The organism is uncultured Aquimarina sp., from assembly GCF_947496855.1.
Lineage (GTDB): Bacteria > Bacteroidota > Bacteroidia > Flavobacteriales > Flavobacteriaceae > Aquimarina.
The window spans coordinates 378,761-398,958 of sequence record NZ_CANMED010000001.1; the positions used below are offsets into that span (position 1 = coordinate 378,761).

17 protein-coding genes are annotated in these 20,198 nt (G+C 32.1%); 9 read left to right on the forward strand and 8 right to left on the reverse strand.

The window, feature by feature from the left end; translation table 11 throughout:
• Positions 1-96 precede the first annotated feature (96 nt).
• From Q0921_RS01690 to Q0921_RS01700, 3 genes are all read right to left on the reverse strand, one after another.
• Complete coding sequence (locus tag Q0921_RS01690; protein ID WP_299252323.1) at positions 97-627, reverse strand: hypothetical protein; 531 nt, start codon at positions 625-627, stop codon at positions 97-99.
• 376 nt (positions 628-1,003) lie between these two features.
• The gene (gene tsaE, locus Q0921_RS01695) at positions 1,004-1,408 is read right to left on the reverse strand and encodes a tRNA (adenosine(37)-N6)-threonylcarbamoyltransferase complex ATPase subunit type 1 TsaE (RefSeq protein ID WP_299252326.1); all 405 of its coding nucleotides are present in this window, start codon (positions 1,406-1,408) and stop codon (positions 1,004-1,006) included.
• Between the two features lie 88 nt (positions 1,409-1,496).
• Positions 1,497-3,047, reverse strand: coding sequence for a bifunctional response regulator/alkaline phosphatase family protein (locus tag Q0921_RS01700; protein ID WP_299252329.1), 1,551 nt, complete (start codon positions 3,045-3,047; stop codon positions 1,497-1,499).
• A 223-nt stretch (positions 3,048-3,270) separates the two neighbouring features.
• Here Q0921_RS01700 and Q0921_RS01705 point away from each other — a divergent pair, with 223 nt between their 5' ends.
• The 8 genes from Q0921_RS01705 to sucD all read left to right on the forward strand — a co-directional run bounded on the left by Q0921_RS01705 (position 3,271) and on the right by sucD (position 10,817).
• Entirely contained in the window at positions 3,271-4,500 is a 1,230-nt protein-coding gene (locus Q0921_RS01705) for an HD domain-containing protein (RefSeq protein ID WP_299252332.1), read from the forward strand.
• 25 nt (positions 4,501-4,525) lie between these two features.
• Positions 4,526-5,554 carry a UDP-3-O-(3-hydroxymyristoyl)glucosamine N-acyltransferase gene (lpxD, locus tag Q0921_RS01710; RefSeq protein WP_299252334.1) on the forward strand — a complete coding sequence of 343 codons (1,029 nt, stop codon included), beginning with the start codon at positions 4,526-4,528 and terminating at the stop codon, positions 5,552-5,554.
• Positions 5,547-6,950 carry a bifunctional UDP-3-O-[3-hydroxymyristoyl] N-acetylglucosamine deacetylase/3-hydroxyacyl-ACP dehydratase gene (locus tag Q0921_RS01715; RefSeq protein ID WP_299252338.1) on the forward strand — a complete coding sequence of 468 codons (1,404 nt, stop codon included), beginning with the start codon at positions 5,547-5,549 and terminating at the stop codon, positions 6,948-6,950. The genes lpxD and Q0921_RS01715 overlap by 8 nt, the downstream gene beginning before the upstream one ends.
• A gap of 55 nt (positions 6,951-7,005) precedes the next feature.
• Entirely contained in the window at positions 7,006-7,788 is a 783-nt protein-coding gene (gene lpxA / locus Q0921_RS01720; protein ID WP_299252341.1) for an acyl-ACP--UDP-N-acetylglucosamine O-acyltransferase, read from the forward strand.
• Positions 7,789-7,834: 46 nt separating this feature from the next.
• A complete protein-coding gene (gene efp, locus Q0921_RS01725) occupies positions 7,835-8,401 on the forward strand; it encodes an elongation factor P (RefSeq protein WP_299252343.1) in 567 nt (188 codons plus the stop codon).
• 34 nt (positions 8,402-8,435) lie between these two features.
• Positions 8,436-9,374 carry a UDP-3-O-(3-hydroxymyristoyl)glucosamine N-acyltransferase gene (locus Q0921_RS01730; protein WP_299252345.1) on the forward strand — a complete coding sequence of 313 codons (939 nt, stop codon included), beginning with the start codon at positions 8,436-8,438 and terminating at the stop codon, positions 9,372-9,374.
• The gene (locus Q0921_RS01735) at positions 9,367-9,774 is read left to right on the forward strand and encodes a nuclear transport factor 2 family protein (RefSeq protein WP_299252347.1); all 408 of its coding nucleotides are present in this window, start codon (positions 9,367-9,369) and stop codon (positions 9,772-9,774) included. Before Q0921_RS01730 ends, Q0921_RS01735 begins: the two co-directional genes overlap by 8 nt.
• A 170-nt stretch (positions 9,775-9,944) precedes the next feature.
• Entirely contained in the window at positions 9,945-10,817 is an 873-nt protein-coding gene (gene sucD, locus Q0921_RS01740) for a succinate--CoA ligase subunit alpha (protein WP_299252350.1), read from the forward strand.
• A gap of 565 nt (positions 10,818-11,382) precedes the next feature.
• Here sucD and Q0921_RS01745 read toward each other — a convergent pair.
• The 4 genes from Q0921_RS01745 to Q0921_RS01760 all read right to left on the reverse strand — a co-directional run bounded on the left by Q0921_RS01745 (position 11,383) and on the right by Q0921_RS01760 (position 17,457).
• Entirely contained in the window at positions 11,383-13,074 is a 1,692-nt protein-coding gene (locus tag Q0921_RS01745) for a sodium:solute symporter (RefSeq protein WP_299252353.1), read from the reverse strand.
• A 169-nt stretch (positions 13,075-13,243) separates the two neighbouring features.
• Entirely contained in the window at positions 13,244-15,742 is a 2,499-nt protein-coding gene (locus Q0921_RS01750; RefSeq protein WP_299252356.1) for a PIG-L family deacetylase, read from the reverse strand.
• A gap of 89 nt (positions 15,743-15,831) precedes the next feature.
• Positions 15,832-17,133: a hypothetical protein gene (locus Q0921_RS01755; RefSeq protein ID WP_299252359.1), complete on the reverse strand. Its 1,302-nt coding sequence runs from the start codon at positions 17,131-17,133 to the stop codon at positions 15,832-15,834.
• A 105-nt stretch (positions 17,134-17,238) separates the two neighbouring features.
• Positions 17,239-17,457: a hypothetical protein gene (locus Q0921_RS01760; protein ID WP_299252362.1), complete on the reverse strand. Its 219-nt coding sequence runs from the start codon at positions 17,455-17,457 to the stop codon at positions 17,239-17,241.
• 113 nt (positions 17,458-17,570) lie between these two features.
• On the opposite strand from Q0921_RS01760, the gene Q0921_RS01765 reads away from it, so the two are divergent.
• Positions 17,571-17,930: a hypothetical protein gene (locus Q0921_RS01765; RefSeq protein ID WP_299252365.1), complete on the forward strand. Its 360-nt coding sequence runs from the start codon at positions 17,571-17,573 to the stop codon at positions 17,928-17,930.
• Positions 17,931-18,018: 88 nt separating this feature from the next.
• Here the strand turns inward: Q0921_RS01765 and Q0921_RS01770 are convergent, their stop codons facing one another.
• The gene (locus tag Q0921_RS01770) at positions 18,019-20,190 is read right to left on the reverse strand and encodes a DNA mismatch repair protein MutS (protein ID WP_299252368.1); all 2,172 of its coding nucleotides are present in this window, start codon (positions 20,188-20,190) and stop codon (positions 18,019-18,021) included.
• Positions 20,191-20,198 lie beyond the last annotated feature (8 nt).

Below are 20,198 nucleotides of genomic sequence, written 5' to 3' on the forward strand. Positions count from 1 at the left end.
TATTATTGTATTTGTAAAGGCTCTTATATTAAATATAGAATTATGTAAATAAACCTCCTAATACATTAAATAATCGTAATTTATGTAACTCTATAATTACCTAAGTCTGTTCCACCAGGATTTTTTGTTCGATTTGTTAAAAGTGTTTAATTCTGATAAATCAATTCCATGAATTTTGTCAAATATTTTTGTTCTAATCGTATATACTACGCTCAAAATAATTATCGTCACTGGTATAAGATAAAAAATTTCGTTTTCATCGATAATCTGAGAATCTTCTAATATTAATGAAAAAAGCTGAAAAGAGTATAGCGTAATGGGTATTAGAATTACAGGATACCACCAATGTTTGCAGGTAAAAAACCAAATGATAAAAAGAGTTAACGGAATGAATTTACCTAAAAGCACCCATACAAATACATTAACGCTTTCGTAATATTTACTTTGATAGGTGAAAAAAGAATTTTCCCAGATGGCTCCATCCGGGAAAATATCATTTATGTAGAATAAGAAAGGTACAGTTGCTATCAAGAAAACAATCAGACTACTTATTTTTAGGTACTTTAATTTTGGTTTTTGGGGCTGACATTGATTTTTGGGGGGTTGTTCCTTGCTGGGTGTTGTCATTTTGTGTGGTTGAGGTATCGAAGGTTGTCTGGTTGTTTTTATCTACATCGGAGATCATGTAGGTTGCTAGGGTAAAGAAAAAACTGAAAAAGATAGTTGTTGAAATTTTCATTGTTTGTAGGGTTTAAATTAGTTATGCCTCAAACTTAGATGAAAATCCAGTGATTGTTCAATTCAAAAAAATTGTAATTTCGCGAGCTGTAAGAAGAGGTTTTTGTTACTGAAAAAAAGTAAAGTCACTACGTTGTTTCTGTCAAAAACCATATATTTCTCGATTAAGTACTAGTAAAAATCAACAATAAAAATAGTTTATTATTCTTGTAAGAAAAAGAGTAATTCTGTTAAATTTTACTAAAATGGATTTTTTAACATATTTTCACCCCAATGAAAGTACTCTTTTACCATCGTCGAGAAGGTCAATTTTTATTTTAACACAATTTTTGGGTAATAAATTATAGATTCTATCAGGCCATTCTATGAATATCCAAGCATCTGTGTCGAGGTATTCTTCAAAACCAATATCATAAGCCTCTTCTTCATCTTGTATTCTATAAAAATCAAAATGATAAATAATATTATGCTCCCCTCTGTATTCGTTCACTAAAGAGTAAGTGGGACTAGAAATTGTATCAGAGACTCCTAATTGTTTGCAAATTTCTTTAATCAATGTTGTTTTACCAACACCCATTGCCGCGTTAAATAGTAATTTTTTACTTTTAGCATTCTTAATAATATGCTGTGCCGTCTGCGAAAGTTCGTCTAGAGTATAGGTTATTTTCACTATAATATATAGTTTGTATATTATTAAGTATGCAATGATTATGTTTAAAGCATTGCATACTTAATAGGATTTACTAATATGTTAACTATTACCTTGGTTTCAATACGACGAAAGGTATAATCATTTCTTCTAAAGAAACCCCACCATGCTGGTAGGTATTTCTGTAATAACCTACATAATGGTTATAGTTATTAGGATATGCAAAGAAATAATCTCCTTTTGCAAATATAAATGAACTACTCATGTTTATAGAGGGTAAGTGTATTGATTTTGGATTAGTAGCAGCCAATACTTCTTTGTTTTCATACGTAAGGCTTTTGCCAGTTTTATATCTCAAATTCAGACTAGTGTTTTTATCACCGATAACTTTTGAAGGGTTTTTTACATTAATCGTTCCATGGTCTGTTGTGATTATTAATTTAAATCCCATCTGCTGTGCTTGCTGAATCATATCCAATAAAGGAGAGTTCTTAAACCAACTCTGAGTTAAGGATCTATAGGATTTATCATTAGAAGCTAATTCTTTAATTACTTCCATTTCTGTTTTACTATGAGATAACATATCCACAAAATTGTAAACAACTACAGTCAGATCATTATCTTTTAATCCTTTAAAATTAGCCGCAAGTGTTTTACCAGATCGTTCATTTGTTATTTTGTAATACTCATGCTTGATATCTAAACCGAGCCTTTGTAATTGCGCAGTAAGAAACTCATTTTCATACATGTTTTTACCACCTTCATCCGTATCGTCTAACCAAAGATCTGGATGTCGTTTTTTCATATCGGAAGGCATCAGACCAGAGAAAATGGCATTACGTGCATATTGGGTTGCAGTTGGTAGAATACTACAATAAGAAATTTCTTCTTCTTTCTTGTAGTAATTATTTACGATTGGTTCAAAAGCTTTCCATTGATCATACCTAAGATTATCAATAACAATAAATAGAGTAGGTTGGTCTTTACTGATTTCCGGAACTACTTTTTTCTTAAACAGTGTGTGAGACATAATTGGTGTATCATCATCACCATTAAACCAATCCGGATAATTTTTGTCAATAAACTTACAGAACTGAGAATTGGCTTCTACTTTCTGAGATTCCAAAATCTCAAACATACCGGTATCTTCAATATCTTCTAACTGAATTTCCCAATACACCAACTTTTGATATAACTCTACCCATGATGAATAAGAGTTTACCATAGCCATATCCATCGCTATTTTTCTAAATTCTTGCTGATAGTTAGAAGTAGTTTTTTCGGAAACTAATCTTGAGTGGTCTAGATTCTTTTTTAGACTTAATAAAATTTGATGAGGATTCACAGGTTTAATAAGGTAATCCGCAATTTTACTTCCTATTGCTTCTTCCATGATATATTCTTCTTCACTCTTAGTAATCATAACTACAGGAAGGCTATCATTTTTCTCTTTGATTTCTGCTAATGTGTCAATTCCTGAAAGCCCTGGCATATTTTCATCAAGGAAAACAATGTCAAAATTCATTTCTTCTAACGTCTCTAAAGCTTCCGTACCACTTTGGCATTTGGTTACTTCATAATTTTTCTTTTCCAGGAATAGTATATGGGGTTTTAATAAATCAATTTCATCATCTACCCAAAGTATCTTTATATTGCTCATTATAGGCTGTTTTTTTATGCTATTTGTTATCGTAAGATGCTATATGATTTAAGAACAAAACTTTTCTTGAATATTATGATCATCTTATCTATTATATTGACTGTCTCTTTTCTAAATTATTGCAGTTTTACTTTCTAAAATGTATAGAAATTGCATAATTCTATTGCTTAATTCGTAATTGTGAACTCATACATATATATTTGTTAGCAAAAGTAAAGTAAACTTGAAAAAAAGAAATAAACTTAAAATATTAAACGATCCAATTTACGGTTTTATTACGATACCTAATGAACTAATTTTTGATCTTATAGAGCATAGGTATTTTCAGAGGTTAAGAAGAATATCCCAGATGGGTCTTTCTTACTTAGTATATCCAGGAGCACATCACACACGTTTTCATCATGCACTAGGTTGTATGCATTTAATGCAGAATGCTGTGCGAGTCCTTCGTTTTAAGGGTGTTAGTGTTTCTTCTGAGGAAGAAGATGCTTTGTGTACTGCTATATTATTGCACGATATTGGACATGGACCGTTTTCTCATGCAATGGAACACAGCATTGTTAATGAAGTAAATCATGAAGCTATTTCTTTGATGTTTATGGAGAAAATAAATGAAGAATTTAACGGTAGTTTAACGCTTGCTATACAAATTTTTAAAGGGGAGTATCATCGTCAATTTCTTCATCAACTAATTTCTGGTCAATTAGATATGGATCGTTTAGATTATTTAAAGCGAGATAGTTTTTACACAGGCGTTGCAGAAGGAAATATTAATAGTGAGCGTCTAATCACTATGCTTAATGTAGTGGATGATGAATTAGTAGTAGAAGAAAAGGGAATATATTCAGTTGAAAAGTTTTTATTAGCAAGACGTCTTATGTATTGGCAGGTATATCTGCATAAAACAAGTTTAGTTGCGGAAAGTTTATTAATAAGAGTGCTAAAAAGAGCAAAGGAATTAGTAGATCAGGGAGAAAAACTTAGTTCCAGTAAGCCGTTGCTGTTCTTTTTAGAAAATAAGATAACAGCTGATAATTTTACCGATGATGTTTTAGAAACTTTTTCGAAATTGGATGATTATGACATTGTATCCGCAATGAAAGAATGGACTACATCGGATGATTTCGTTTTACGAAGCTTATGTAATATGATTATTGATAGGGATTTGTTGAAAATAAAAATAAAGAAGAAAGCGTTTAATAAAGAAAAAATTAAAAGAAAAGTTGATCAATTTAAAGAGAAATATAAAATTTCTGATGAAGAAGCACGATACTTTGTATTTACAGGAACGATTTCTAATCAAGCATATCATCAAAATAAGCAGAATATAAATATTTTATATAAGTCAAGCAAAATAGTTGATATAGTGAGTGCTACGGATCAATTTAATTTAAAGGCCTTGTCAAAACCTGTAACTAAATATTTTATATGTTACCCAAAGCATATAGATTAACACATTTTTTATACTTTTGCTGCTAATGATTTTTACAGCCACACAAATTGCAGGTATTCTAAATGGTGAAATCGAAGGAGATGAAACCGTCGAAGTATCAAAACTAGCAAAGATAGAAGAAGGAACTAAAGGTTCTTTAACATTCTTGTCTAATCCTAAATATACGCCATATATTTATTCTACCGATGCGTCTATTACTATAGTGGATCAAACATTTGAAGCTGAATCTAATATAAAAACTACTTTAATTAGGGTTGAAGATGCATACAAAGCATTTTCTCAATTATTGGATTACTACAATATGGTAAAGATGAATAAAACAGGTATTGAACAACCAAGTTTTATTTCTGATACAGCTAAGTACAGTGGTGATATGTATTTAGGAGCGTTTTCTTATTTAGGAGAAAATGTAAATATTGGCGAAAATGCTAAAATTTATCCAAATGTCTATATAGGTGATAATGTTGTTTTAGGCAATAATGTAGTTGTTTTTGCTGGTGCTAAAATATATTCTGAATCTATTATTGGAAACAATTGTGTAATTCATAGTGGAGTGATTGTTGGCGCGGATGGATTTGGGTTTACACCAAACGAAAAAGGAGAATATATTAAAGTTCCACAGACAGGTAATGTTATTATAGAAGATAATGTGGATGTTGGAGCAGGAACAACCATTGATAGGGCAACCTTAGGTTCCACAATTATTCGTAAAGGAGTTAAATTAGATAATCAGATTCAGATAGCACATAATGTAGAAATAGGTGAGCATACTGCCATCGCTGCGCAGACTGGAATTGCAGGCTCGACTAAAATAGGGAAGCAGTGTTTAATTGGTGGTCAAGTTGGTATTGCAGGACACCTCGTTATAGGTGATAAAGTCAGAATTCAGGCACAATCTGGTATTGGAAGAAATATAAAAGACGGAGAAGTTATCCAAGGATCTCCGGCATTAGGGTACTCAGATTATAATAAATCTTACGTACATTTTAAAAATTTGCCCAAAATTGTAGATAGAGTATACAAACTTGAGAAAAAGATAAATGACAATGAGTAATTCCGTTGCAAATAAACAAAGAACGATTCAAAAAGAAGTCGAACTTAGAGGAGTAGGACTTCATACCGGAAAGGAAGTTATACTTACTTTTAAACCAGCGCCTGAGAATCACGGATATGCGTTTTGTCGTGTCGATTTAGAAGGGAACCCGATTATTGAAGCGGATGCTAATTATGTAGTAAACACTCAAAGAGGTACAAATCTGGAAAAGAATGGCGTAAGTATTCAGACATCCGAACATGTGCTTGCTGCTTGTGTTGGCTTAGAGATTGATAATCTTTTAATAGAAATGAATGCTTCAGAACCGCCTATTATGGATGGTTCAAGTAAGTTTTTTATACAAGCTTTAGAGGAAGCTGGTATTATAGAGCAGGAAGCAGAGAGAGATGAATATATCGTAAAAGATGTAATTTCTTATACTGATGAAGAGTCTGGAAGTGAAATTATAGTAATGCCATCAGATGAATATCAGGTAACTACTATGGTAGATTTTGGTACTAAAGTATTGGGGACACAAAATGCATCATTAAAACATCTTACAGAATTTAAAAAGGAAATTGCCGACGCCAGAACATTTAGTTTTTTACACGAACTGGAAATGTTACTGGAGCATGGTTTGATTAAAGGAGGAGACCTCAATAATGCAATTGTATATGTAGATAAGGAGTTGAGTCCTAATACCATGGAAAAACTAAAAGTTGCCTTCGGTAAAGATTCTATTGCTATAAAACCGAATGGAATATTAGATAACCTTACACTTCATTATCCTAATGAGGCTGCAAGGCATAAGTTGTTAGATGTAATAGGAGACCTTGCACTAATAGGAACACGTATCAGAGGAAAAATTATAGCAAATAAGCCTGGGCATTATGTAAACACTCAGTTTGCTAAAAAACTTTCTAAGATTATAAAAATAGAGAAGCGTAATAAAGTTCCTCAGTTTGATTTAAATAAAGAACCTTTGATGGATATCAACAAAATTATGTCTATGCTTCCGCATAGACCACCATTTTTGTTGATTGATCGCATTTTAGAAATGTCTGATAAGCATGTTGTGGGAATGAAAAATGTGACAATGAATGAACCATTTTTTGTCGGGCATTTCCCTGGAGCACCCGTTATGCCTGGAGTTATGCAAGTAGAGGCGATGGCTCAAACAGGCGGTATTTTGGCATTAAGTACGGTTCCTGATCCAGAAAATTATCTTACTTACTTTATGAAAATAGATAAGGTGAAATTTAAACAGCAAGTATTGCCGGGAGATACGCTAATATTTAAGTTAGAATTGCTTACTCCAATAAGAAGGGGAATTTGTCATATGCAAGCTTTTGCTTATGCTAATGGAAAATTAGTGACAGAAGCGGAACTTATGGCCCAAATCGTAAAATCAAAATAATTATTTAGTATACTACATAAAATTTGTTTATACTAGAAACATTAAAATAAAATCAATGAATCAGCCTTTAGCATACGTTCATCCTGGAGCAAAGATTGCAAAAAATGTAGTCATCGAACCTTTTACTACGATTCATAATAATGTGGTTATAGGAGAAGGAACCTGGATTGGTTCCAATGTAACTATTATGGAAGGAGCCCGTATCGGTAAAAATTGTAGCATTTTTCCTGGAGCTGTTATTTCTGCAACTCCACAGGATAAAAAATTTAATGATGAAGATACTACTACAGAGATAGGGGATAACACAACTATTCGTGAGTGTGTTACCATCAATAGAGGTACTACAGATAGAATGAAAACCAAAATTGGTAAAAACTGTTGGATAATGGCATATTGCCATATAGCTCATGATTGTATAGTAGGTGATAATTGTATTTTTTCTAATAATAGCACACTCGCCGGTCATATTAATGTTGGAGACTATGTGGTTTTAGCAGGTATGGCTGCAGTACAGCAGTTTTGTAGTATAGGTAATCATGCTTTCGTGACAGGAGGATCTTTAGTTCGTAAAGATGTACCACCTTATGCCAAAGCAGCTCGTGAGCCACTTTCATATGTTGGAATAAATTCAATAGGATTGAGAAGAAGAGGATTTACTACAGAAAAAATAAGAGAGATACAATCTATTTATAGAATTTTGTATCAAAGTAATTATAATAATTCTCAGGCTGTAGCAATTATCGAAGCAGAGATGGAAGCTACACCAGAACGAGACGAGGTTTTAGAGTTTATCAAGAACTCACAGAGAGGTATTATGAAAGGGTATTTCTCTAATTAGATTGTTTAGGTAATCGAAACATAGCAATAAGTAATAAAAAACAACAATGGCAAGTACTAGTGATATTAGAAATGGATTGTGTATTAAATACAATCACGATATATTTAAGGTTATCGAATTTTTACACGTAAAACCAGGAAAAGGTCCTGCTTTTGTGCGTACAAAATTGAAAAGTGTTACCACAGGAAAAGTAATTGATAATACATTTTCTGCAGGTCATAAAATTGAAGATGTAAGAGTAGAGACGCATAAGTTTCAGTTTCTTTATGCAGAAGGAGATACATATCATTTTATGAATACAGAAGATTATAATCAAATAACTCTTGAAAAATCTACATTAGATGCTCCTGGTTTATTAAAAGAAGGAGAAGTGGTTACAGTGATTATAAATTCAGAAGACCAAATGCCACTTTCAGTGGAAATGCCTGCGAGTGTTATTTTAGAAGTTAGTTCAACAGAACCTGGAGTAAAAGGGAATACAGCTACTAATGCTACTAAACCTGCGGTAGTTGAGACTGGAGCTGAAGTAATGGTGCCTCTTTTTATAAACGAAGGAGATAAGATCAGAGTCGAAACTGAGAAAGGAACCTATAAAGAACGTATTAAAGAATAATTCAGAAATGATATTCTGAATTCTGAATTATAAGATGAAGTTTCCACAAACACACACACTAAAGCAAATAGCGACGATAATATCTTCAGAATTTGTGGGTATACCCGATTTCCCAGTACTTGGAATGAATGAAATTCATGTTGTTACATCAGGCGATATTGTTTTTGTTGACCACCCTAAATATTATGATAAAGCTTTAGAAAGTGCAGCGACAGTTATTTTAATCAATAAGAAAGTAGATTGTCCTGATGGAAAAGCTTTGCTTATTTCTGATGATCCCTTTAGAGATTTTAATACGCTGACCACGTATTTTAAACCTTTTGAAAAGGCTACAACGATAGTGTCGGAAACGTCTAGGATAGGAAAAAATACTATTATCCAACCGAGTGCTTTTATTGGCAATAATGTAGTTATAGGTGATAATTGTTTTATTCATGCTAATGTAAGTTTGTATGATGGAACCATTATAGGAAATAATGTAACGATACACTCAGGAACAGTATTAGGAGCTGATGCTTTTTATTATAAAAAGCGACCAGAAGGCTTTGATAAGCTAATCTCTGGTGGTAGAGTTGTGATAGAAGATGATGTCGATTTGGGATCTCTATGTACTATTGATAGAGGCGTTACGGGAGACACAACAATTAAAGAAGGAACCAAAATAGATAATCAGGTACATATTGGACATGATACTGTTATTGGAAAAAAATGTTTGATAGCCTCACAGGTTGGTATTGCTGGATGCGTAGTAATCGAAGATGAAGTTACAGTATGGGGACAAGTGGGAGTTACTAGTGGAATCACTATTGGCACAAAAGCAATTGTTTCTGCACAGTCTGGAGTGAGTAAATCTCTAGAAGGAAACAAAAGTTATTTTGGAACCCCTGCAGATGATTTTAGAAAAAAGTATAAAGAAATTGCCGCCATCAGGCAAATACCCGAAATAATAGAAAAATTGAAGAATAATGAGTAAAATAGCAAAAGAGGTGGTTCAATCCTTTTATCAAACGGATTTGATTCATAATATAGAAGCCTTTTCTGAGTATTTACATCCAGAAGTAGAATTAAATTGGAATAGTAGTTTTGGCTACAATAAAAAGGGTTTTGAAGATATTAAGACCATGTTCAAGGAGATGTCTAGCTCATTCGAAACGTTTAGGTGTGAGATTAGTCATCTTTTAGAAGAGAATGGTATGGTAACTATTCGATATACTTATGTTGCTAAAACCATAGAAAGACCTGATAAAGAAGAAGCAATAGCTCATTTTATTGCAATTTGGGAATTAAAAGATGGTAAGTTATATCGAGGATATCAAATTAGTCAACAAGGAGATAATACACCAGAAAATTTAAAGTCATTTTTATCTAAATAGATTTTAAAAATTATTATAATTATTTTTCTTTTTTCTAAATAATAAACTCAGAAAGGTATTAGAAAATTAAAAAATCAAAAAAGATTTTTTTTTTTGATTTTTCATTTTAACTATAGTGTTCAAAACCGTACTTTTGAAACTGCTAAAAAAATATAAAAAATCATAACGCAATGAGTGTTCTAGTAAATAAGGATTCCAAAATAATAGTTCAAGGTTTTACAGGTAGCGAAGGTACTTTTCATGCTGGTCAGATGATTGAGTATGGTACTAATGTAGTAGGAGGTGTGACTCCTGGTAAAGGTGGGCAAACACATCTTGATAAACCTGTTTTTAATACTGTGCAAGACGCAGTTAAGGAGGTTGGAGCTGATACCACTATTATTTTCGTTCCACCTGCATTTGCTGCAGATGCTATTATGGAGGCTGCTGATGCAGGAATCAAAGTGATTATAACAATTACCGAAGGTATCCCTGTTGCAGATATGATTACAGCTTCTAATTATATAAAAGGAAAAGGATGTCGTTTGATTGGTCCTAACTGCCCAGGAGTAATTACTCCGGGAGAAGCAAAAGTTGGTATTATGCCAGGTTTTGTGTTTAAAAAAGGAAATGTAGGTATCGTTTCTAAGTCGGGAACATTAACCTATGAAGCAGCTGATCAGGTTGTAAAACAAGGATTAGGTATAACGACTGCTATTGGTATCGGAGGAGATCCAATTATAGGAACTACTACGAAAGAGGCTGTAGAATTATTGATAAATGATCCAGAAACAAGTTGTGTTGTAATGATTGGAGAAATTGGAGGACAATTAGAAGCTGATGCGGCAAAATGGATTAAAGAAAGTGGAACTACAAAACCAGTAGTAGGCTTTATTGCTGGAGAAACTGCTCCTGCTGGACGAACTATGGGACATGCTGGTGCAATTGTAGGAGGAAGTGAAGATACTGCCGCTGCTAAGAAAGCAATTATGAGAGAATGCGGAATTCACGTGGTGGATTCTCCTGCAGAGATTGGTAAAAAAGTAGCTGAAGTACTAGGTTAAAATTATACAGTATTTCTCTTATCTGAGAATATAAACTTTATAAACTAAAAAAAATCCATCAACCTATGGCAGATGGATTTTTTTTAGTTTATAATTTACCTAATAATTCTGGTACTTCTATAGATTTATAGTTATTCAGGTATTTGGTTATTTCTGATAAAAGTTCCTTGGCTTTTTTATCTTATTTTGTTTGACATGCAGTAGAGCCTTTTACCATTTGCTTTTTGGTACATCTATTAATTTACTATTGATTAGTTTATCAAATTTTTTTTCTGCTTTGTTGGACTCGTTTAATTCCATTTGTGAGAAACCCATATATAAATACATAGTTGCTTTATTTTTTTTGAATATTATCAAAACCATTACTGATTAGAATATCTAAGGTTTTATTATATTCATTTGCTTCAAATAGTTTTTGAGCTTCTGTCAATAAAATTTGATCAGTTTTTCCGCGATCTATCAATGATGGAAGGTCAGATAGTTCTAGATGATTTACATATAATTCATTAGACGATAACGCTTTATTTGGAGAGAATATATAGCTTCCCTTTTTTAATACTTATTATTATTCGAGCTCAATTTCACTAGTCGGAATAAACAATTCTAATACTATCGCTAAAAACATAACGATTCCACAACCAAGCGCATTTAGCCAAAGGAAAGGAAGCCAATCTTGCCACCATACATAAATGATGATCGTTTGTGTTATCAATGCCGCTACAAAAACAGCGTTACTTTTTACAAATTTTATAAAGAAAGCTAATAAAAATATACCTAATACATTACCATAAAATATAGATCCTATAATATTTACGAGTTGTATTAAATTATCAAATAGATCTGCAAAACATGCGACCAGAATTGCGAGTATCCCCCAGATTAGTGTAAAAAACTTAGAAGCTGTCACATAATGTTTCTCACTTTTTTCTTCTTTTATATTACGTTTGTATAGATCAATCGCTGTTGTTGATGCAAGTGCGTTTAGTTCTGAAGCTGTTGATGACATAGCTGCAGATAATATCACAGCCAGCAATAAACCAATAAGTCCTCTAGGAAGATTATTCAATATGAAATGTATAAAAACATAGTCTTTATCATTGGTTTCTACAACCGGATCTGCCATAGTAATTAATTCTTTCGCAGCCTCCCTGGTTTTCTTATCAGATTTATCTAAAGCTATTATTTCATTTTTGATTTCTAGTTTTGACTGAGTGTTTGTTTCATTTAAATATTTTTGAATAGAAACTTCTTTAGAGTTCTGAATTTCTGTGAGCTGTTTTTCAAGTTGCTCATATTCCCTGGTATATTTAGAATTTTCTACTGCTGTGATTGCTGCTGGATTAAAATTTAGAGGAGCTGCATTAAATTGATAAAACACAAATACCATAACTCCGACTAATAATATGAAGAATTGCATGGGTATTTTTAATAATCCATTAAACAATAACCCCAATTGACTCTCTTTTACAGACTTACCAGATAAATATCTTTGTACCTGACTTTGATCGGTTCCAAAATAAGACAGCATTAAGAACGTTCCACCAATAATACCGGTCCAAACGGTATATCTATTACTAAGATCAAAAGAAAAATCCAAAACTTCCATCTTTCCACTAGCTCCTGCAATATCTAAGGCTTTCGTAAAAGTAACATCATCAGGTAAGTAACTGATTATAAGAAAAAAGGCAATAAACATTCCTGTAAAAATAATGGCCATTTGTTGTTTTTGTGTAACACTTACGGCTTTCGTACCTCCAGAAACAGTATAGATGATTACCAGTATCCCTATGACTATATTTAAAGTTGTAAGATCCCAACCTAGTACTGCAGATAGTATAATAGCTGGAGCAAAAATTGTTATTCCAGCACCTAACCCTCGTTGAATCAAAAAGAAAAATGCGGTAATAGTACGAGTCTTCAGATCAAACCTGCTTTCTAAGTATTCGTAGGCGGTGTATACTTTTAATTTATGATATAGCGGTATGAAAACCAAACAGATGATAATCATGGCAAACGGTAGTCCAAAATAAAACTGAACAAATCCCATTCCACTATGAAATGCTTGTCCAGGAGTAGAAAGAAAGGTAATAGCAGATGCTTGAGTAGCCATTACGGATAGACCAATAGTCCACCATTTTGCCTCATTACCACCACGAATATAGTCCTGAACATTTTTACTTCCTTTTGTTTTCCAAACACCATATAATACAATAAACAATAAAGTTCCTATGAGTATAATCCAATCTATAAGTTGCATATGTTATTTGTCTATATGTATTATTTTGAAGTAAAGCATGTACCAAATTTTCACGAAAAAATAGTCGTAATCCAATAGAAGAAAAGTAAATATAATGCATTAGTAATTAATACAATTGTGTATAGTTTTTTCCAGACTATTTTATTGTTTGAATCTTCCATAATGGTTGTTATTTTCCTAAAGATAACATATTTGCAAACAATCGATATGCTCCAGAAACTCCCGCAGGAAATTCTCTAAAGAAACTTAGACCGGTGTATACATAATAGCCTTTACCATATTTTGCAACCAACAAAGCTCCTTTTTTCTCAGATTCTCCTTTGTCATTTGCTGAAATGATAGGGGTGTATTCTTTAGACCATTCATTAGGAAAGTATAATCCTCGTTCTTGTACCCAGCCTTCGAAATCTTTATTAGATATTTTATTTGGGATATTTAATACTGGATGATCACTTGCTAATAACTTGATAGTTGCATTTTCGTCGGTAACACGATCTCTGGAAAGTTTAAAAGGATAAGGGCCTAAATTATCTATTACTTTAAGTCTTCTGTTAGTATTATATTGGATAATTAAGTTCCCACCATTTTTTACATAATCTAACAAATATTTTTGTCTAAATTTTAATTCTTCTACCGTATTATATGCACGTATACCAACAACAATAGCATCAAAAGACTTTAGCGTTTCTTCAGAAATCGATTCAGGTGTAATAGTAGTCACTTTATAACCGATTTGTTGTAAACTTTCAGGTACTACATCGCCAGCACCTTCTATATATCCAATGTTTTGACCTTTCTTTTGAATATCTAATCGAACCACTTTTGTTTCTGAAGGTAATATTACGGTCTGAAAAGGAATATGATCGTAATCCATTGTTATTACTTCATCAGTATATGTTTTTCCTTGAATATTTATTTCTGGCGAAATATAGCCTTCGCTCTGATTTTTAGGAGCAGTAAGTGTAAAGATTATTGTTTTTTCTTCGCCTTTTTGATCTAAACTAAAATCAATGTTTTGCGGAGTAACCTGCCAACCTTCTGGATGTTTTAAGGAAACGGTTCCTCTTAGGTCAGATTCTCCAGCCTTTATAGTAACAGGAATCTGTTTTGCAGGACCATTTGCATAAATAATCACTTTATCTTTTATACTGGCAGAAATAGCAGGAATGATTTCAAAAGGTTTATAGACTTCTCCTTTTACTGGATCATTTGTCTTGTAAACAATATCTTTTTGATAAGGGATACTGATTCCATTAATCTCAACATTGAATACAGCTTCGGTTTGATGTTTGGTTTCTGGTGTTCCAATTAGTTTTTGATCTGTAACATTATACATACCAAGTGTTCCTTTATTATTCAACCAATAAGGAGTTGTGTTTTTTGTTTCAGAAATGATTTTACCTTTCAATTCATAATTATTTCTTTTATTATTTCCCAAAGTTGTTTTCGCATTTTCAGAAACTCCTATTGTAGAAATATTAATGGATTTTAGAAAAATTGAAGCATTACTTCGATTAATAGCTTCGATTTTAATAGTTACTTCACTATCCTTGGTAGTGTAAGGCTCAGTAGCAACAGCTTCTAAATATAGACCAGTTACTGCTTTAATAATATCTTTTATTTCTTTGGTTTTAATAGTTTTCCAATGAGTGTCTTCTAGTTGCTGTATTAATTGGTATGCCTTTACTAGTTGATTAACAGAAGCTGAAGGGTTTTTAAAATCAAAGCTTTTTTCTACTTCATATAGAATATCACCAATAGCTTTTCCTCCTTTAACTCGATTCCATGAGGTATCAATTCCATCAAAAATATTGGTTTTATCTTTAGGTAGTTCTCCTTTTATTAATTCAACATATTCGGTTTGTGTTCCACGAGTTCCAGTACTTCCAAAACCTTGTGATTTATGTTGACTTCGACTTAATGAAGCAATTTCTGTATTAGAGAGTCCTAAATCCGAATAATAAACACCTGTATCAAATTCTAAAAGATTTGACTTGTCTGCCTTTTCAAATTTTTCTCTGCTTCCGTAAAACCACCATGAAGTATTAAAGAATAACCTTTTTGGTTGCCATGTATTCACATATTGTAACTGCTCTGGGTATACTTTTTTATCAGCTACCATATCAAAGGCTTCTACACTCAGCATTGCAGATGAAGTATGATGTCCGTGCGTGCTTCCTGGTGTTCTATGATTAAATCTATTAATTATAACATCAGGTTGAAACTTTCTTATTGCCCAAACAACATCGTTTAGTACTTCTTTTTTATCCCAGATTGCTAAGGTTTCATCAGGATGTTTAGAATATCCAAAATCATTAGCACGCGTAAACATTTGTTCTCCACCATCTGTATTACGAGCTGCTAATAACTCTTGTGTTCTTATTACTCCGAGTAATTCTCTTATTTCTGGACCAATTAAATTTTGACCACCATCACCACGAGTAAGAGATAGATAGGCAGTTCTTGCCTTTACCTGATTAGCCATATAAGAAATCAGTCGCGTATTTTCATCATCAGGATGTGCAGCAACGTACAAAACAGAACCTAAAAAGTTTAGTTTCTTTATTGCTTCATGTATTTCTACAGAATTTGGTTTTTTAGGTTGTTGTGCTTCAGTTATATGTATAAATAGTGTACTGAAAGTGATTACAAAAAGTAATTTACGCATAATATTGGTTTGATACTAGTTTTGAGTGTTTCGTCAAATATAAAAAGATAAAATTCTCAGTATTTAGGTTTAAGGATACTTTAACAAGACTATTTGGATCTGTAGATTAACCCGATTAGGGAACCTAATAGAACAGTAATAGCAATAGTTGGCTTAGGTCCAAAAACAATTAAACCTGTTAGTAAGCCTATGACACCTCCTAATGCACTTGCAATAAAACGTCCACTATTTTTCTTTTTATTAATCACATAGATCATCGATATAGAAAGTGTCATTCTTAGTGCGGCACCTACAATGGTAATGTCCACGATACTTTTCCAAAACAGTGCAGTAACATAAGCTATAATAATGGTTATGACTGTTGCATATCGTAATGATTTTACTTTCTGATCTTCTTTTGATTTATAAACTAGGTGAGAGGATACTGCAAAAATAGAGGTGTCTGCTGTACTCATTAGGCCAGCAAAGAAAAGTACCAACAACAGAGGAATCCAGGATTGATTAACTAAGTTTTGCATTGCAAATACGAAAACGGTATCTGGATCCAAAGAAGTATCACGATTATAAACATATAAACCTATAAGTAATAATAAAAATGCTATTAATAATACAGGAATTATGGCTAACCCTAGTCCCTTTTTTAGAGATTTCACATCTTTTGCGGCATAACAAAGTTGATATCTATCTGCTAAACCAAATACAGATAAACCTCCATACAATATGAGGCCTATAATACTACCCAGTTCTACGTTTTCATTTGTGGAAGTACCTAAAACTGAACCAAAATCTTTTATATCTAGCATTCCGAAAATTAGAATACCCAAAAAAACAATAATAATTATAGCCTGAATTATATCTGTAATAATAACTGCTTTGAAACCAGAAAACAAGACATAAATCAATACTACCGATGAAGTAATCAGTAGTGCAATGTCATACGAAAATAAATCAAAAAAGGTAATCACCTTAGCACCACCAGCCAGAGAGAGTAAAATCCAGAAAAACTGAACAATAATAGTAATAGAATTGGTAATTAATGAAGTGATTTTATTTCCTGTAACAAATTCAGGTAAATCACCTTGTGTATAGAAATTACCTTGTAATGATAATTTCTTGATTCTGGGTGCTGCCCAAAAAGCAAACAAAAGGTAACCAATCACAGAGCCTATTGACATGGCAAATAATCCCCAACCAAACTTGTATGCATAGCCTGTATAAGTAATTAAAGTACTAACACCGATAGCACCGGCAAACTTCGAAAATAAAATGGTCCACTCATTACGATTTCTTCCACCAATTAGAAAATCTTCGGTATTAGAGGATCTTGAGATATAAATTGATAGGCCAATGATTAATATGATATAAATAGATAAGTAAATATAAATCTCCATATGAAATGGTTTCGTGAGCTTCAAAAATAGCTAAAAGTGTTTATAAAAAAGCTTTTCTTTTAGTAGTTAATTTAGGAATTAGAGAGGAAAAGTATCTCAAGTTTTCTAACCTTCGGGTTTCTTTTTATAGTCTACAATATCTGTAATATCCACTCCCATATAATCAGCAATTTTCTGTAGTCGTTCATAATCCTTTGCTAAATCTTTTCTCTTCACTACATAATCTCCAGCTTGAGGGCTTATGCCTAATATTTTAGAGATACCGTATACAGTTTTTGCTCCTTTACTTTTTTTAAGTAGTTTTTTTAATCTCTTGTTAATCATTGTATAACAGTATTATATTATATAAATATACAAATAAATTTTTATTAAAAAAATGTTTGTATAATCAAAAATTATTTGTATATTCGAATTATACAAATCAAAACGGCTAAAAAATGAAACTCCTATTAGTAATTGCAATGCTTTGCGTAACATTTGGACACGCTACATCTTCAAATTCGAATTCAATAAAAGAGAAGGAAAAAAACAAAAAAGGCGATAAGAAAGAGAATGTAGAAAATAACTTGATCTCTAGAAATTTTCACTCCATTAAGAGATGGAAGATGACTGTGGAGTACACGAATGGCGATATTATTTCTAAAACAATTGAGATTAATGATGACTCATCATCTAGCGCAATGGAACTAGCTTTTATCGAAGCAGAAAAATATATAAAGACTTTAAAAAGAGTGAAAACTTATAATGTATCACCAGTATCAGGAAATACTTTTGTTTTGCTAGCAGGAGGGAAGTAATAATCGATTGAGCTTAACCTACGAAAAAAAGGCTGCTAATTGTTTAATTAGCAGCCTTTTTACTGTTTTTCTGTATTTGTTACTAAGGTTATTTTTTTCGTTCCACAAATTCTAATTGATCTGTTGCAACATTTGTGGTGAAAATCCCATAATTGACGACCGCTTTTCCTTTCTCCAAAGTATCTATAGTTCCTATAGATTTTCCATCAATCATACGGACTCTGTCGCCAACCTTAAGGATCATTTTTGGTTTTGCCTTTTCAAGCTTTTCTTCTTTCTTCTTTTCTTCTTTTTTCTTTTCTCGTATTACTTCTACCTTTTTCTCTACTTCTTTGACTATTTTTTCCTCCTTTACTTTTATAGCCCTTCTTTGCTTAGTAGTTTGTTTTTTTCTTTTAGAGTTTTCTATCTGAACAATTTTCATGAATTCATCTATAAGTTCTCTCTTCTTTTTATTATTAAAGTATTTTTCGCTTATTTCATTTAATTTTTGACCTAAGTAAATCATACGTTGATTGCTATCATAAAGCTCTTGATAGCTTTCTAATTTATGCTGTAACCGCTGATTGATTTTATCTAAACGTTCTTTTTCTTCTTCAGTTTTTTGTTCTTTTGTTTTTAATGAAGAGGTCGTTTTTTGAAGTTTTGATCTTTCTTTTTGAAGATTGGCAATACTTTTATCAAATCGAATTTTGCCTCGCTCTACTTTTTTCTTAGCCTTATTAATTAAGCTATAGGGTATTCCATTTTTTTGTGCTACCTCAAAGGTAAAAGAACTTCCTGCTTCGCCTAAGTATAATTTAAATAAGGGTTCGAGAGTTTTAGAATCGAAGAGCATATTAGCGTTGGTCATGTTAGGTAATTCATTAGCCAACATTTTTAGATTTGCATAATGTGTTGTAATAATTCCAAAAGATTCCCGCTCGTAAAAAACTTCTAAAAAAGCTTCAGCTAGCGCACCTCCTAATTCAGGGTCACTACCAGTACCAAATTCATCTATAAGAAATAAAGTTTTATTATTACATTTCTTAAGAAAGTAATTCATGTTTTTTAATCGGTAACTATAGGTGCTTAAGTGATTTTCTATAGATTGATTGTCTCCAATATCAGTCAATACCGTATTAAATATGCACATTCTACTATACTCATGAACAGGAATAAGCATGCCGCTCTGTAACATAATTTGTAGTAAACCTACAGTCTTTAGTGTAATACTTTTTCCTCCTGCATTAGGACCTGATATTACAATAATTCGATTTCCTTCGTCTAAAGAAATCGTTTGTGGATATGTTTTTTCTCCTTTTTTTTGATTGTTAAGGTAGAGCAGAGGATGATAAGCATCTTTTATAGTTAGTTCTCGATCCTCAGTTATTTTAGGTAATACTCCGTTTACTTGGTTTGCATATTTTGATTTTGCCGAAATAATATCAATATCACTAAGATATTCTTGATATTGTTTCAGTAATTCAGAGAACGGTCTTATTTTGTTTGTAAGTTCTTTAAGTATTTTAACGATTTCTTCTCGTTCTTCATATTGAAGATTACTCAGAGTTCTACTAAACTGTAATGTTGCTTCAGGTTCAATATATACAATGCTTCCAGTCTTAGAGTTGCCCATTATAGAGCCTTTTACTTTACGACGATACATGGCTTTTACAGCTAGTACTCTTCGATTGTCAACAACACTTTCTTTTATTTCATCTAGATATCCTAAACTATTGTATCTAGTAAGATCTCTACCAAAACTTCCGTTTAGTTTTCCTTGTATTTCATTAATATCTTTTCTAAGTACGCGAAGAGTAGGAGAAGCATTGTCTTTAATTTCTCCAAATTTATCAACAACTATCTCAATAAGATTAATGATCTCTTTTGTAAAAGGAACTTCAGAAGATGTTTGATGGAGTATAGGGTAGAATTCTTTAAATTTTCTAAAAAATCCAAGTAAATCATTAGTTGTTACGCTAATCGATATAATTTTTTTCAGATTAAATGTTTCTAAGAAAGTATTTTCAATACCTAATAGTTGTAATTCTTTATCAATACTATCAAATCCATGATTTGGTATCTTAGAATCATTTAGATAAGAAGATTTATATTCGTATACTTGTTGTAACGATACATGCAAGTCTTCTTCAGTACTTAATGGAACAATCTTTAAAGCTTTTGTTTTTCCGTGATCAGTATTACATAAATCTTCGATGTGATTAAGTATTGTATTAAATTCTAGGTCTTTAAGTGTTTTTTCGGAAATACGGATCATGTGGTTAC